Here is a 15,997-nt window from a genome sequence, read left to right on the forward strand (position 1 = left end):
CTGAGCACAGATGTGTTAAGCTGAGGGTTTCAAAGATCTTACAACTATAGATGAAACAGTGCAGGAAAAGGATTTGTACTGTTTTACTGTAGGAGATTGAGGGTCAGGCTAAGATGGCTGGGTCAAATCAGACACGCGTTGTTATTTCTGGAATTGGTGTGGTATCGCCTATCGGGATCGGTATCGATTCCTTCTGGCAGAACATATGCTCAGGTAATTCTGGCATTGATCGTCTCACGTCCATTCCGACCGAGAATCTTCCTTCCAAGCTTGCTGCGGAAGTGAAAGACTTCCATCCTGAACTGCATGTCTACAACAAAAAATTCCTGAAAGTCATGTCGCGCGATATCCAGTTAGGGGTTTCCGCCGCTTCTGACGCTGTGAAAGATGCCGGAATCAAGCGTGGTGTCGTTGATCCGGAACGGTTTGGCGTATCCTTTGGTGCAGGACACATCCCCACGACTCCCGATGAGCTGGTGGCTGCTGTCAAACGATGTGCGGAAGATAATTCCTTCGAAGTCACCCGCTGGGGTGAAGACACGATGGGGCAGATTACTCCACTCTGGATGCTCCGTCAGTTGCCGAACATGCCAGCCTGCCACATTTCGATCGAACACAATGCTCAAGGCCCGAATAATACCATTACCAGCCAGGATTCATCCGCTCTGCTTGCATTAGCGGAAGCAATGCGATGGATTAAGCGTGGTGCGGTCGACTGCATGGTTGTGGGTGCCTGCACTTCGAACATCAATCCCGTCGATCTGTCTCGTAAGAATCTGATCGATCTGCTTTCCCGGGATGAAGACCCCAAACGAGCCTGTCGTCCTTTCGACCGGTTCCGTAATGGTACGATTCTTGGCGAAGGTGCTGCTGCTTTTGTCGTCGAAAACTATGATCACGCGGTTCGTCGTGGTGCCGAGATTTATGCCGAAGTCATCGGCCTGGGAGCTGGCTGTGACGGACATTCCGTCAGCAACAGCGACGAGGAAAGTGACACCGGTCTGGTACGTGCTGTCGAATCTGCAATGCGTCAGGCCAACCTGATGCCTCATCAGTTAGGGCACATTAACGCACACGGTAAGAGCACGAAAATTGATGACCAGGTCGAAGCACGTGCTTATCATCGCCTGTTTGGTGACGACGCCCTCAAGATTCCGATTACTGCTCTCAAGAGCTACTTCGGTCACTTTGATGCCGGCTCAGGTGCCGTTGAACTGGCGGCGAGTATTCTTTCGCTTCGGCACGGAGCAACTCCTGCGACCTTGAATTACGAAACTCCCGATCCCTTGTGTCATCTGGATGTGATTCACGGCGAAGTCCGGCCGCTGACCCAAAATACTGCCATGTCGGTCAGCCGAACCGCGTTTGGCCAGAGTGCTGCCGCGATCCTGCGGGCGATCTAATACGCAGTATAGAATAAGCAGATCTTAGCCAGTCTTTCATACGTAAGCTGCGCTACTATACAGCGACCCTCTTCTGTCTGTTCTCGAGCTTTTTTGCGCGCATGAGAACATCCCCCTTGAGAACCTGATTGAATTTAATCAGAATGAATGTTCGGGAAGGCTGCAGCCAGTCTTCGCAGGACATCCAGTCACGTCCTGATGAATTTAAACGCTCAACATATTCTCAGGAGATTCAGTCATGGCGACAGAGATTCTTGATACCGTAGCAGACACCCCCCAGATTCGACAGACGCAACTGCTGATTGATGGGAAATGGGTCGATGCGATCAGCGGAAAAACGTTCTCAACGATTAATCCTGCGACGGAAGAAGTCATCGCCGAAGTGGCTGAAGGGGATGCTGCTGATATTGATCTGGCAGTAAAAGCTGCCCGCAAAGCGTTTGAATCTGGTCCCTGGTCCAAAATGGATGCCCGCGATCGTGGTCGGCTGATCTATCGTCTGGCAGATCTGATCGAGGAAAACATCGAAGAGCTGGCAGCGCTGGAATCGCTGGATAACGGGAAGCCGATCCGCGACAGCCGTGCTGCTGATCTGCCGCTGGTCATTGACTGCCTGCGGTATTACGCCGGCTGGTCTGACAAGATCGAAGGCACCACGATTCCCATTCGTGGAAATCATTTCTGTTACACGCGACGGGAACCGCTGGGAGTTGCCGGACAGATTATTCCCTGGAACTTTCCACTGCTGATGGTCGCGTGGAAATGGGCGCCTGCTTTGACGGCGGGCTGTACGATCGTAATGAAGCCCGCGGAACAGACACCGCTATCCTGTCTGCGACTGGCGGAACTCGCGCTGGAAGCCGGGATACCGCCGGGTGTCATTAACGTTGTTCCCGGTTACGGACCGACGGCTGGTGCCGCCCTGGTGAAACACCCGGATGTCGATAAGATCGCCTTTACCGGCGAGGATGCGACCGCCAAAATCATCATGGCTGATGCCGCTGCCACACTGAAGCGATTGACGTTCGAACTGGGAGGCAAGAGCCCGAACGTGGTATTCGCAGACTGCGATCTGGATGCTGCTGTGGCCGGCGCGGAATTCGGTCTGTTCTTCAATCAGGGGCAATGCTGCTGTGCCGGGAGCCGACTGTTTGTGGAAGAATCGGTGCATGAAGAATTCGTCGCGAAAATCGCCGCGAAAGCCGCTGCCCGAAAACTGGGTGACCCATTGAACCCGGAAACCACACAGGGACCACAGGTCGATCAGGCTCAGATGGAAAAAATTCTGAGCTATATCAAGAAAGGAACCGACGCCGGGGCCAAGTGTGTCACAGGAGGATCCCGCTTTGGTTCCAAAGGTTACTTCGTGGAGCCAACGGTCTTCGATCATGTGACCGACGAAATGCCAATTGCCACCGATGAAATCTTCGGGCCGGTCTTGAGTATCCTGCCTTTCAAGAATGTGGAAGAAGTGGTCGCGCGGGCCAATAACACTCATTTTGGCCTGGCTGCTGCCGTCTGGACAAGTGATGTGAAAAAGGCGCATCTGATGGCCAGTCGAATCAAAGCCGGGACCGTCTGGGTGAACTGTTATGATGTGTTTGACGCTGCGGCTCCTTTTGGCGGGTTTAAACGGAGTGGAATCGGGCGCGAACTGGGTGCAGCGGGACTGGCCAGCTATACAGAACTGAAAACGGTGACGATGAACCTGGACTGAACGGATCAGGCCCGGAAAGCGTTTTCGGAAAGAGATGGAGTTATGGCAGGTGCTCGAACTTACTGTCACATAGTAGTTTAGAATCAAATATTTCTGGCGCGGATTAGAGTCTGAGGATCGACCGAAACTGGTGATCTGCTATAATCGGCCCGTATCTGGTCATCGATTACTCAAGAACAGGAAGTTCGAATGGGCTCTTGGCACATCATCTTTACACTGGGAATCTTTCTGGCTGCCGGTCTGCTGTCAGGAACTCTGGGAGAGCTGTTTCGCCTGCCTAAGGTGACAGCCTACCTGTTAATGGGGGTGATTCTGGGCCCGGCGCTGCTGGATCTGATTCCTCATAAGCACCTGGAAGAGTTAAAACCGCTGACCGATCTGGCGATGGCGCTGGTCTTGTTTGGGCTGGGGAACCATTTTACGCTCTCGCGCCTGAAGAGACTGTTTCGGCGTGTCCTGCCCCTTTCGGTAGGCGAAATCCTGGCGACGTTCTTTATTGTCTTTATCGGATTACTGCTGGTTGGTGAATCCAGTGGCGCTGCGATTCTTCTGGGAGCCCTTGCGATTGCCACAGCGCCGGCGACAACGATTCTGGTGTTGAAAGAGATGCAGTCGGAAGGACCGATTTCGGAATATACCGGGATCCTGGTCGCCATGAACAATCTCGTTTCCATTGTAGCTTTTGAGATCATTTTTGTTGCCGTCTACTTCTTTCAGGGCGACAGCCAGCACAACTCGGTGTTTACTCAACTGGGACATCTGGGGCTGGATATCTTTGGTTCGATCTTTATTGGTGTGTTTGGCGGTCTGATGATCAGCTACGGCAGTTCGATCATTAAAGGCAGCCGTCGAATGATCATGTTTATCGCTTTGATTGCGATCGCTCTGGGCCTGTGTCGCACTACCGGTATGCCTTACATGCTGACGTTTCTGGCGATGGGTTTTACGGTCGCGAACTCACTGGCAGAGGAAGACGTTCCCAAAGTCGAAGCCGAACTGTATCCGCTGACCGGTTTTTTATGCGTGCTGTTTTTCATTATTCATGGAGCAGAACTGAAGCCAACACAATTCATCGAAGCGGGACTGGTCGGAGCCAGTTATATTGTGTTCCGCCTGTTAGGGAAATATATCGGAATTCTGGTTCCCGCGCGGATGCGGAAAGAAGAACCGGAAGTCTCCCAGTGGCTGGGAACCACTCTGTTTGCCCAGGCGGGAGCTGCAATTGCGCTTTCCGGGATTGCCGTCAGTCGCGATCCTGTACTGGGAGGGCACCTGCAGACGATCATTTTAGGGTCGGTAGTGTTCTTTGAAATTGTCGGCCCGATCATGATCCGACAGTCTGTGCTGCGGGCGGGTGAAGTTCCGCTGATTAACGCGATTCATCATACGGCCGGTGATCCGATCAGTGAGTTTCAGTCAATGATTCGCCGCTTTCTGGTCTCCTTTGGTCTGCTTTCCGAAAATAATCAGCCGGCAGACCAGATTCTGGTCGAACAGCTTTACCGCAAAAATGTGAAAGGCATTTCGCAGACGGCGACCTTTAATGAAGTGATCTCTTTTATCGAGCACAGCCACGATAATACGTTTCCGGTTTTAGGACCTCAGGAAGAAGTGGTGGGCGTGATTCGCTATCAGGATTTGAGCAATACACTGTTTGACCCGAAGATCGGTTCGCTGGTGCGTGCAGCCGACCTGGCGAACAGTCTGGAAACGGTAGTCTATCCCGACGATTCCCTGGCACGTGTCTGGAGTAAATTCCGTGAGGATTCATACGACTGTTTACCGGTAGTCTCCCGCGAGCAGCCACATCGGATGCTGGGAGTAATTCGCCGCTGGGAAATCCTGAAGTATTACATCAAAGGTCACCGATCTGCTCAAAGCAATGAATCGAAGTGATCACTGTGTCAGAGCCGCAGTGGGCAGGCAAAGTATTGCGAAATCGACGAAACCGACTACACTGCAGGTAGTAAATCGAAACAGATCTGCATTCAGAAATCGAACCCAATTCAAGGATAGAGTACTGTGAAACAAGTCGCATTAATTACAGGAATTAATGGCCAGGACGGATATTATTTATCGAAGTTTCTGAAGAGTAAAAACTACGAGGTTCACGGGATCACTTCCTGCAGCAAACCGGGTATCGGCGAACCTCCCGAGAACTGTTATTACTGTGACTTTGCAGACGGTTCGAATCTGAATGAAATTCTGGACAAAGTGAAACCGGATGAAGTTTATCATCTGGCAGCGCAGAGCCATGTTCGCCTTTCGTTTGATATCCCTGTCTATACGGCTGAAGTGACTGGGGTTGGTACTCTCCGGTTGCTGGATGCCATCCGCTATTTCGAACAGCAGAACGGGAAACAGGTCCGCTTCTACCAGGCCTCTTCCAGCGAGATGTTCGGCAAGGTGGTGGAATCTCCTCAGAGTGAAACCACTCCCTTTCATCCCCGCAGTCCGTATGCGTGTGCGAAAGTTTTTTCGTACTGGCAGACGATCAATTATCGTGAATCCTATGGGATGTATGCCTGCAACGGGATTCTGTTCAACCACGAATCTCCCCGTCGCGGCGAAGCATTTGTCACCAGAAAAATTACCCAGGCGGTGGCTCGGATCAAGCTGGGACTGCAGGAGAAACTGTATCTGGGGAATATTGATGCGAAACGGGACTGGGGCTTTGCCGGCGATTACGTCGAAGCGATGTGGCTGATCCTGCAGCAGGAGAAACCGGATGACTTCGTGATCGGTACGGGAGAAACGCATTCCGTGCGGGAATTTCTGGAGGCGGCATTTGGTGCAGTCGAACTGGACTGGAAGAAATATGTAGAGATCGATCCCCGATTCTATCGTCCAGCCGAAGTCGAGCTGTTGTGTGCTGATCCAACCAAAGCACGTGAAAAACTGAAGTGGGAACCCAAAGTGTCATTCGAGGAACTGGCCCGGTTGATGGTCGAAGCAGACTTGAAACGGACCGAGCAGGAAAAACTTCTGAACGAATCTGCTGACTGAATCATTTCTTTCTTTTCCACTTCCTGCTGGGATCAGTACCATGTCAGTTCGAACCGAGATAGAAGAACTTCGTAAGCAGCTCGAACATCATAATCGTCTGTATTATCTGGATGCGAAGCCGGAAATCAGCGACCGGGAATTCGACCGGTTGATGAAACGGCTGGAACAGCTCGAAGCAGATCATCCCGAATACGATTCCCCCGAGAGCCCCACCAAAAAAGTGGGGGGCGCGCCGATTGAAGGCTTTCAGACCGTTGCCCACCGCCTGCCGATGCTGTCCATCGACAATATTTTTGAGCTCGAGGGGCTGAGCGACTTTGAAACCCGCATCTGCAAACTGCTGGGGGAGGACCAGGTCGAACTCACCGCCGAGTATAAAATTGACGGAGTCGCGGTTTCCCTGATTTATGAAAACGGACGCCTGATCCAGGGGCTGACACGGGGCGATGGTCAGCAGGGGGATGACATCACGCACAATGTGCGAACCATCAGAGGAGTTCCCTTGCGGCTGGAAACGGAAAATCCCCCGGAACTGCTGGAAGTCAGGGGAGAAGCCTACATCAGCAACTCTGATTTTCAGCTCTTGAATGTGGAGATGCAGGAACAGGATAAGGAACCGTTCGCGAACCCGCGAAATACGACCGCCGGTGGACTGAAACTCCTGGACCCCAAACTGTGTGCGAAACGTAAGATTCGTTTTTTTGCCCATGGGATCGGGGCGATGGCGGGAGTTGACTATCAGACGCACATTAATTACTTGGCTGCCATCCAGGAGATGGGAATCCCTGCGACGCCCGGCGTAAAAGCGTTTCCCAATCTGAAAACGACGATGGATCATGTGCAGACCATGATGGATGATCTGCATACTCTCGATTTTGAAGTCGACGGGATCGTGCTGAAGGTCAATCGATTTGATCAGCGGGAGGAACTGGGAAATACTTCTAAAAGTCCCCGCTGGGTCGTAGCCTATAAGTGGGAACGCTATGAAGCGGTGACCCGGGCCGAGTCGATTGTGTTTCAGGTGGGGAAAACAGGAACCGTGACTCCGGTTGCCAATCTGGAACCGGTGCAGATTGCGGGAACCACCGTTTCCCGGGCCAGCCTGCATAATCGGGATGAAATGGAACGCCTGGGAATTCAGATCGGCGACTGGGTGGTTGTCGAGAAAGCCGGAAAAATTATTCCGCATGTGGTCCGCGTGGAAGAACATCGCCGCGATGGCAGTCAGCAGGAACTGGAGTTTCCCACACATTGCCCGGAATGTGATACCCTGCTGGTTCAGGATGAAGGGGGCGTGTATATCCGCTGTCCCAATCCCAACTGTCCTGCCATGGTGCGGGAAACTCTGCGTTACTATGCCTCGCGGCAGGCGATGGATATTGAAGGCATGGGAATCAAGATGATCGAACAGCTGCTCGAAAAAGAGCTGCTGAAAGGTCTGGCGGATATCTATCGACTGCATGATCATTACGGGGACCTGGTTGCTCTGGAACGACAGGGCGAAAAGTCGATCGAAAATCTGCTGGTAGGAATTGAAAATTCAAAAACGCAACCACTCTGGCGTCTGCTCACGGGACTGAATATCAGGCATGTCGGTTCCAGCAATGCCCGAATTCTGGAAAAGCAGTTTGGTACCATTGACGAAATTGCGAAACAGAGTGTTGAAGAGCTGGCTGCCGTCGATGAGATCGGCCCCGTGATTGCTGAATCAGTTTATACTTTTTTCCACTCCGATTTTGGTACACAGCTGATCGAAGATCTAAAGTCAGCAGGCCTGAATATGGGAAGCCCTGTTGAAAAAACGACAGCTGAAACATCCGGTGTGCTTGACGGAAAAACTCTGGTCGTGACCGGGACATTGACGCAGTTCACCCGCGATGAAGCGAAAGAACTGATCCGTAAACATGGCGGCAAAGCTTCAGGCAGTGTCTCTTCTAAAACGGATTATCTGGTGGCAGGCGAGAAGGCGGGCAGTAAACTGTCAAAAGCGGAGGAGCTGGGCGTTCCCGTTTTAACGGAAACCGAGTTTCTGGAACTGCTGGGTGAAGCGTAATCAGCAGCAGCCCTCTCAGTCGTCAACAACTATGGTCTGTGTCAGATTCATCCGCTGTAATTTTGACAGACGCTGCTGCAGATCAGGTTCACTCTGATAAAGCTGGTCGAGATCCCAGAGGTCCATGAAGACGCGCCCCTGATTGAGCTGCAGACAGGACTTCAGTGTGGTTTCGATGGAAGCAAATGCAGGCAGGCTGTACCGACCATTTTGTTCCAGTTGTTCCAGCATGCCGTTCCCGGCACGTGTCGGGATCACAGAACAGCAGGAAACTCCCTGAGCGAAAGCATACTCTACCGAACGAATTGCCCAGTCAATGCCTTCCTGTTCTTCCATGAAGGGGGGCTTCAAAAGAATGAAAACGCGGGTTTGAATTCCCTGTTTTAACAGAAATTCATTGGCGCGGGCGAAGTCATCCAGTGTCATTCTTTTGTTTAACGCCTGCAGTATCTCCGGATGGACGGTTTCCAGCCCCATCGCGATTTCCAGTTGTCCTGGGAACTGCTGCTGGAAATCGATGCAGGACTGATTGCAGAGCAGGGGATGATTTTCCACAATCACCCGTTCATAGTTTTGTACCAGGCTGGCTATCTCAGGCAGATCAGCCGGAGGTATGGCTTTGGCATCGAAAAAATTTCCGCTGTTATACAGCTTGATCTGCCGCGCAGGAGGCAGTCTCTCCAGAGCAAAGCGGATCTGTTCGGTAATCTGTCCCGGCTTCAGCGACTCATCTAATGTGTTTTTCCAGAGATCACACATCAGGCAGCGAAACGGGCATTCCCGGTTCGTCAGGAAAATGGTTGAGATGTCGGCGGTCTGTCCCGCTGACTGGTACTCAATTTCATTTAGAAACGCATACGGTTGTTGTGGCGTAACGCTGTTTTTAGGCGGGCGCGCTGCGAGAATCTGTTGATCGGTGAAGGTCGAGATACGCATGCATCACTCATAAAGTGAGAGCAGGGTCTGACGATAAGATTTTTCTGAGCCGGAAAACAGAGAATGAAAGGATTCGCGATTTACGGCGCCTTCCTGAAAACGTCGTTTTGGATAGACGGGCATGGAAAGTCCAGTCAACTGTTTTACGCCACGACAGACTATGTCACCTTTGAGAGCGTAAAGCTTCTCATGGTTCCATTCTGTGAGTTCGACATAGGGTATGCCTTCTGCAACTTCAATGACGTTTGGCAATGCATAAGGACTGAATCCATGAAAACCCAGACTGCGTGCCGGGGCATAGGTTCTGACATGACCGCGACTTTGACCGCCTGAATAGGTCAGGGAATGCTTGACGGCTTCGACTCCCCAGCCTTCCTGATACAGCATCAGGTTATTCAATACGCTGCGAATCGTGAGTTCCGGATTTGCTTCGATGGGATAGTCTTTCAGATTCTCATCTCCGCCATCCCCGTCGATCAGATATTTCCAGCGGGGATAACGTTTCCTGATCTCTCTGCACAAGGCATAGGTCATGGTTGCCGCCTGAACGTCCAGCTCCTTGTAATCCTCTACAATGCGTATCGTTTCTTCGCAGTTAAGGCTTTCCTGCGGGACATCGATCACTTCCAGAAAGAAGCTGAGATTCATCTGTTCCAGAAACTGTCTGGCTTGCCTGCAGTCGCTGCCTTCACCATCGATGGAGAGAGAAAAGGCTTTCAGACGGGAGGGAGATTCTTTCCGCTGCAGCAGAGCATGATAGACCAGAAGAAAGATCGCACCACTGTCGACACCGCCGGAGAAAAGTACCCCGATCGGTTGCTGTGGTGGTATCGAATCGAGCCACTTGTGAATTTCTTGCGAGACTGCGCTGATATATTCTTTCCCGATCTCATCCAGTTGATGGGGCAGTCGATTACGGGCAGGCGTAAAATAGCGGGTCGTTTTGGGATTCGGATCGGGGCAGCCGATCAGTTGCAGTTCCAGAATATAGTGCGCGGGAACCATTCGCGTATAAGAAGGGTGAAACTGATCATCCAGACCTTCACTTTTGAGAAATTCATAGATTTCATCAATCCGTTCGGCAATGATCAGGCAGGGGCCCTCTGTACGTTTCGCCAGAAAGAAACGCATCGGTCTGCCGATCGACCGTGCCATGCGAACGCATGTGCCCTCTTTGTGAACCAGGGCAAACTGTCCGTCAATTTGACGCACCTGTTCAGCGGAGCCTGTGCCAACAAGTTCAGTGGCTTCTTCAAACGTCATGTTGAAGATCAAATTGGCGTCAGGGTCCAGCAGATTAACTAGACGTTCCACATATTCTTCATGAATCATTTAAATCTAATCCTGAGATTTAAAATGGGTTATCTGAATGGCTCATAGTGTACTGATATTATCAGGGATATGTAACTGATCGCAGAAAATCCATCCCGTTTTTAATAATCTTTTGTATTTATTATCAAAATTTCCTTTTTGAGAAAACTATTTATGTGTCGACTAAAATGACCTGGCTTTTGGCTTATAACTGATCTGATCAGGAGCAAGGTACGATCTCATTCACGCGCGGTAAAACAAGTCTGGGGTTGAGATATCCCGTGTCGTCTGATAGCCTGCGTGTACATATAGGAGATCATTTATGAGTCGTTTTTTGTCTACCGCAGAACTATCACGACGACAATTTCTACAACTTGGCTCTCTGGGAGTTGCCGGGGGACTTTCTCTGGGAAGACTGCCTGCAGCAGTTGCCGGTATGCCTCATGCTTCGAAACAGCAGTCAGTCGTGATGATCTATCTTCCGGGTGGGCCAACACAGTTTGAGACCTTTGATCCGAAGCCGTCTGCTCCGAGCGAGATTCGAGGCTCTTTCGCGGCGACCCAGACGCGCGTCCCCGGAATTCAGTTTTGTGAACTGCTTCCGAAACTCTCTGCGATTGCCGATAAGTTTTCTGTTGTACGGACTCTGGTCGGAATGGAAAATCGCCATGAGTCGTTCCAGTGTTATACCGGGCGTGCCGGCGGACGAACTGAAGATGGAGAGCCTGCTGGTGGCTGGCCTACATTTGGTTCGATTGTTTCTCAATTGCTGGGACCAGGTAATGGAGGGATGATTCCGTACGTCGATGCCGCTCCTAAGATGAGTTACAACCCGTACAACAATAATGGGAGTCATCTGCAGGGGAACCCGTCCTGGCCTGGATTTACCGGCTACAAGCATGTTCCCTTCGCGTTGGAAGGAGATGTCAAATCAGATCTGATTTTGAATGGCGTTGACCTGAATCGATTCCGTGAGCGTCGTATTCTGCTGGAAACCGTGAAGCAGCAACAAGTGAATTTTGCAGCAGACGGGATAGATAATTTTCAGGAGCAGGCTTTTCAGATGCTTTCTTCAGGGCGTTTCGCTGCCGCCATGGATCTGGAACAGGAACCTCAGTCGGTGCGCGATCGCTATGGGATACTGCAGAAGACTGATCCCAGTTTTGGTGGTGCCCCGCAAAGCCCGCAGCATTTATTACTGGCGCGACGTCTGGTCGAGGCAGGGGTGCGTTGTGTGAGTGTCGCATTTGGTGCCTGGGACTGGCATGCCAATCGTGAAGGCTCAATTGAATATCTGTCACGAAAATATCTGCCGGTCTTCGATCACGCGCTGGCCGTCTTTCTGCAGGATCTGGAAGAAAGGGGCCTCCTGGAGCAGACAACCGTGATTGTCTGGGGTGAGTTCGGCAGAACCCCGCGCATCAATGCCAAAGGGGGCCGCGATCATTGGCCGGGAACGCAATCCGTACTGCTGGCGGGGGGCGGAATTCAGGGCGGCCGGGTCGTGGGGCAGACGGATCGCGTTGGCGGAGTCCCTCTGGATCGCCCCGTGCATGTTCAGGAAATCTTCGCATCCCTGTATCAGAATCTGGGAATCGATATCGCCACTGCTCAAATCACCGACCTCTCCGGTCGTCCACGCTATCTGATTGACGATGATAAACAGCCGGTCCATGAACTGTACTGATGCTTCATCAAAAGCTCTGATTGCGATCGTGCTTCATTGAGCCTCCAGCAGTCTGTGAGGAAATTTGATTTCTAAGTCTTTTTAAGATAGTTGGTTAGCGTTTTGCTGTTTCTCAATTGCGGGGCAGGCACTGTGAATGTGAACCGTTGACGCTACAATATTTTCGAATATACTGCAGGCTAAACTGAGGCTTTGATCTTGCGCCCGGATCTCTTCAGATACCCGCTCTCAGTGCGCTCGAAACGCCCAAATTCTTAACCGCTCTTCATTTTTCCAGAAGTCATTTCATCATGTTAAACAGCGACGGTCCACGCATTTCCCCTCCCCGGTCTCTGAAAATCAGTACCGATAAAACCAATGAACCCTTTCGTCAGGCCCTGGGACTGGATGAGAACGGAAACTCGACCTGTAATGAAGATCGTGATGAAATTCTGCGATACCTGAATCTGCAGTTGATCGCCAATGGCTATCCGGCTGCATTGACAGATGCCGATCGTACCTTTGCAGAAGTTGCCAAAGGGCTGCTGGAAAACCATCGTCAGAAAAACCGTCTGCTGGTGAATCATCGCTGCCCGGCGGATCAGCGGATTGAGAGTTTTCTGCAGACTCATTTCAGTGACGTTCCCGGGGGCGATGAACTGAAGTTACCCGGGCGCACACTGGTGCTGGATCGTTTTGGCCTGGCACGTGAATTATCACTTCCGATTGAGCACGATGAATTCTTCAGCGATCTGGTTCAGTCATACCGGGTCAAAAACGGAGTGCTCCATAACCCGAAGCACGACCGGCGTACAACCGTCGGAACGTTTCATGTCACCGAAGGCGGACTGCCGATCGCCGGAGATAAACGAGCCGTTCCCCGGGCGACCTTCGTGAAAATGTTCGAAACGGCCATGGCTCCTCCTGAGGAATTGAAGCTCTTTCCGTTTACGTCGCGGCAGGAAGAGCCCGCTTCAGGCTGGGCTTCACTGTTATTGCGTCCGATTGTCTGCCCGGAAGTGAAGGGCGTGACTCCCGAAAAACGGATGGAAGTGCGGTTTTTCGCTCCCGGAACACTGGTGAGCAACCTGGATTTCGTGGAATCGATTTTTGGAAACGCCGGCGATCCCTATGTGCCGATCAACGATTCCGGTCTGGATGTGATGCACTGGACCGGGCACACCGGTGCGGTCATCCTGGCGCCGCATTTGACAAAGCTGACCAAGAAAGAAGTCGGTCTGCCTCACTGGGACGATGCAACCGAACGCCAGCAGCGCGACAGTATGTGCTGGAAATCAGAAGACGAACTCTACAACGACGGGATGGCATTCAAGATGACCTGCCGTACCGATGCGGGTGTGATTGTGACATTGATTGCAGACAACTACTTCGGTTACTGCAAAAAAGAAGTCAAAACACAGATCAGTTACTCCGCGAATCTGTTTGGCAATGCGGAAGAAGAGCACGCCGGGGGTACGATGGCCTATCCCAGTTACAACCTGGGTGAAGGCTTTCAGATGAACAGCGTTCGCTATAACGGGCGTACCTTTAAAGACGTCCTGGGCGACTATGGAGATCACATTGACGGTCAAGAAGAGGGGTACGGGGTTGATCAGAATTATCCCGAACTGATCTACATTCCGGAAGATGCCTACGCGAGTCTGCCTGAGCAGTGTATCCGCTGGACCCGCGATGGTAAGCAGCATTCAATTCCTCTGCTTCCCGGCAATGTCTATATGGCTCCTTCCGGGTATCACCTGCGGATGGAAAAGCACCCGGCGGCTCCCTCGTGGCGTATTGTCGGTACGACGGGCGAAGGGATTTTCTGCCATAAGCCCTGTACTGTTTCCGGCGGGGGTAAGAGTGAAATCAGTAAGTCGCTGACAGATTACATGCTGTATGGTCCCGTGTTTGTTTCTAACTATGAAAAAGACATGGAGTACGTCCGCGAGATCATCGAGAAAGATTATTCAGACCGCTGGCTGGAGCCACTACCGGAAGGCCATCCTAATCTGCGCCCGAGCCGCAAGGTGCTCGATCAGACTCGTTCACTGGGGAGTGTGATCAAACTGCTGACTCCCTCTCCCGCATACACGGCAGAATTCAACGAGTGGTTGAATGCCATTCCCGATCATATTCGTGCGCTGGTCTTCATTATCAAACGAATTTACTGGACTGACTGGGGACAGGACTGGGACAGTCATTTTGGTGTGGACATTGTGAACGGCACCTACGGTCATGAATTAAAGTACCGGGAACGCAAGTTGGTGGGAACGTATCTGCGGGTCGGACTGTTTTCGCTGTCCGGGTGGCGTACATTTAAAGTTCGTCAGGATTTCATCGCTTCGATGAAAATTCAGACCGAGGACGACATCAGCGCCTCGGTTGTGGTACCCGCACGGGCTTTAAGCCATCTGGCCGAAGGGGAGAAATCCGAAAGCTGTAAGTTTGTGATTAACAGCGAGTATCGCCTGTTTCAGCGGCCCGACGATGCCATCGTCCGTGGTCTGGACAAGCAGACCGAAGCCGACCTGTCAAGAACGGGTAATTTCATCTCGAACTTTGAACCGTTGACGAACCAGCAGGTCCGTGAGATGAGCAAGTACGTGGTCGACTTTGATGCCTTCAGTGCGCCCATGCAGGAGATGCTGAAGGCTGCAGAAGAATCGAACAGCAGTTACGTCGTCTGTTCGGCGAATCCACGTCAGATTGACGGGAAGCCAACCAAGAATCCACGCTATCTGCAGATTCGTCCTGACCTGGTGAAACCATTCAATACCTACGTTGCCAAAATGGCCACGCGATTATTCCGCGCCATTCCCGCCGATCAGCCGGTACATAATCCCGTCAATGCGGTGATGCTGGGACGTCGTAACAATCCCCCGGAAAAGGAAAAGGGAATTCGCAGTCTTGCCGTTTATTCGCCCATTCATTACCAGGAACTGCCCGAACTGTTCATGGACTTTGTCTGTTCGCTGACAGGGAAAAGCCCTTCCACAACGGGTGCCGGCAGTGAAGGGGCATTGACAAAAGGACCTTTCAACGCGTTACGTCCTGCCGCTGATTTGAACAGTGCCCTGGTTGGATTTATCCTGACCGGATATGCCGGCTTTTCGACAGCCGCCGGTCACATCGGGCCGAATGTGCGCGTTGATCATGATATCAGCCTGCTGATTCCTGAAATCTGGTGCCGCATGTCACCCGAAGAACGCGATGCGGAATTCCTCATCAAAGAGGGGCTGCTGGAACCGATCAAAGACTTCGAACATGAGGGACAACAGATCCCCGCCAGTCGACTGGGATATCGCATCACTTACAAATTCCTGCTGCGATTCTTTGGACGTGTGTTCGATAACCCGGCATCAGTCTTTGACGAAACCATTCTCAAGCCGGAAAAACAGGATCTGGAATCGTTTGTGGATGGCATCCTGTATATCGCGGAAGCACAACAGCGTGTCGCGCTGCAGTATTTCGAGGATGGTTCCTATGAAGAGGCCTGTCCTCCGCTGCAGGCGATTCTCTCCATTATGGCGCATGGGAACTGGCAGGGACACACGATTCATGATCCTGAAGTCCGGACCCTGTTTACCCGAGAGTCGCTGCTGAAGAGCGACTGGTATAAGAAACGTCTCCTGGCACGACAGGAACGGGAAACCGCACTGCTGCGACGTCATCTGGATTACCTGGATGCTTTTGCCGTGCATCCGGGATACGACCGGGAAGTGACCCGCCTGTATATTCCGGAACGACGTGAGTGGGTTGAGAATCAACTGGCTCATGTATCCTCTCCGGAGTACCTGGAAGAGCTGTCTGGCATGATCGGTGCGCAACCGGGTGACGATTTGAATCTGTCTACTGAATAAAGCAGTGCACGAGCGGTTTCGCTTTTCAGATGATCTGCTAAA

9 protein-coding genes are annotated in these 15,997 nt (G+C 51.8%); 7 read left to right on the top strand and 2 right to left on the bottom strand.

The genetic code is table 11. From position 1 onward, the window contains the following. The first annotated feature begins 113 nt into the window (after window positions 1-113). From ACN0YN_RS02575 to ligA, 5 genes are all read left to right on the top strand, one after another. On the top strand, window positions 114-1,403 hold the full coding sequence (locus ACN0YN_RS02575; protein ID WP_417383414.1) for a beta-ketoacyl-[acyl-carrier-protein] synthase family protein: 1,290 nt from the start codon (window positions 114-116) through the stop codon (window positions 1,401-1,403). Window positions 1,404-1,641: 238 nt separating this feature from the next. Beyond that, window positions 1,642-3,120 (top strand): aldehyde dehydrogenase family protein, encoded by a 1,479-nt coding sequence (locus tag ACN0YN_RS02580; RefSeq protein ID WP_417383415.1) that lies wholly within the window; start codon window positions 1,642-1,644, stop codon window positions 3,118-3,120. A gap of 189 nt (window positions 3,121-3,309) precedes the next feature. Then, window positions 3,310-5,016, top strand: a complete 1,707-nt coding sequence (locus ACN0YN_RS02585) for a cation:proton antiporter (RefSeq protein ID WP_417383416.1) — start codon at window positions 3,310-3,312, stop codon at window positions 5,014-5,016. A 126-nt stretch (window positions 5,017-5,142) separates the two neighbouring features. Next, window positions 5,143-6,126, top strand: a complete 984-nt coding sequence (gmd, locus tag ACN0YN_RS02590; protein WP_417383417.1) for a GDP-mannose 4,6-dehydratase — start codon at window positions 5,143-5,145, stop codon at window positions 6,124-6,126. 40 nt (window positions 6,127-6,166) lie between these two features. After that, a complete protein-coding gene (gene ligA / locus ACN0YN_RS02595; protein ID WP_417383418.1) occupies window positions 6,167-8,179 on the top strand; it encodes an NAD-dependent DNA ligase LigA in 2,013 nt (670 codons plus the stop codon). A 15-nt stretch (window positions 8,180-8,194) separates the two neighbouring features. Here the strand turns inward: ligA and ACN0YN_RS02600 are convergent, their stop codons facing one another. Continuing rightward, a complete protein-coding gene (locus tag ACN0YN_RS02600) occupies window positions 8,195-9,115 on the bottom strand; it encodes a radical SAM protein (RefSeq protein ID WP_417383419.1) in 921 nt (306 codons plus the stop codon). Between the two features lie 3 nt (window positions 9,116-9,118). Continuing rightward, window positions 9,119-10,447: an asparagine synthase-related protein gene (locus tag ACN0YN_RS02605; RefSeq protein WP_417383420.1), complete on the bottom strand. Its 1,329-nt coding sequence runs from the start codon at window positions 10,445-10,447 to the stop codon at window positions 9,119-9,121. 301 nt (window positions 10,448-10,748) lie between these two features. Here ACN0YN_RS02605 and ACN0YN_RS02610 point away from each other — a divergent pair, with 301 nt between their 5' ends. Together ACN0YN_RS02610 and ACN0YN_RS02615 are read left to right on the top strand one after the other, a co-directional pair. Beyond that, the gene (locus ACN0YN_RS02610; protein WP_417383421.1) at window positions 10,749-12,113 is read left to right on the top strand and encodes a DUF1501 domain-containing protein; all 1,365 of its coding nucleotides are present in this window, start codon (window positions 10,749-10,751) and stop codon (window positions 12,111-12,113) included. 290 nt (window positions 12,114-12,403) lie between these two features. Then, window positions 12,404-15,955 (top strand): hypothetical protein, encoded by a 3,552-nt coding sequence (locus ACN0YN_RS02615; protein WP_417383422.1) that lies wholly within the window; start codon window positions 12,404-12,406, stop codon window positions 15,953-15,955. Window positions 15,956-15,997 lie beyond the last annotated feature (42 nt).

Source organism: Gimesia sp., from assembly GCF_048260065.1.
Classification (GTDB): domain Bacteria; phylum Planctomycetota; class Planctomycetia; order Planctomycetales; family Planctomycetaceae; genus Gimesia.

Coding starts and splice junctions, on each gene's coding strand:
- ACN0YN_RS02575 (WP_417383414.1), top strand. CDS start 114: ATGGCTGGGTCAAATCAGACACGCGTTGTTATTTCTGGAATTGGTGTG.
- ACN0YN_RS02580 (WP_417383415.1), top strand. CDS start 1,642: ATGGCGACAGAGATTCTTGATACCGTAGCAGACACCCCCCAGATTCGA.
- ACN0YN_RS02585 (WP_417383416.1), top strand. CDS start 3,310: ATGGGCTCTTGGCACATCATCTTTACACTGGGAATCTTTCTGGCTGCC.
- ligA (WP_417383418.1), top strand. CDS start 6,167: ATGTCAGTTCGAACCGAGATAGAAGAACTTCGTAAGCAGCTCGAACAT.
- ACN0YN_RS02600 (WP_417383419.1), bottom strand. CDS start 9,115: ATGCGTATCTCGACCTTCACCGATCAACAGATTCTCGCAGCGCGCCCG.
- ACN0YN_RS02605 (WP_417383420.1), bottom strand. CDS start 10,447: ATGATTCATGAAGAATATGTGGAACGTCTAGTTAATCTGCTGGACCCT.
- ACN0YN_RS02610 (WP_417383421.1), top strand. CDS start 10,749: ATGAGTCGTTTTTTGTCTACCGCAGAACTATCACGACGACAATTTCTA.
- ACN0YN_RS02615 (WP_417383422.1), top strand. CDS start 12,404: ATGTTAAACAGCGACGGTCCACGCATTTCCCCTCCCCGGTCTCTGAAA.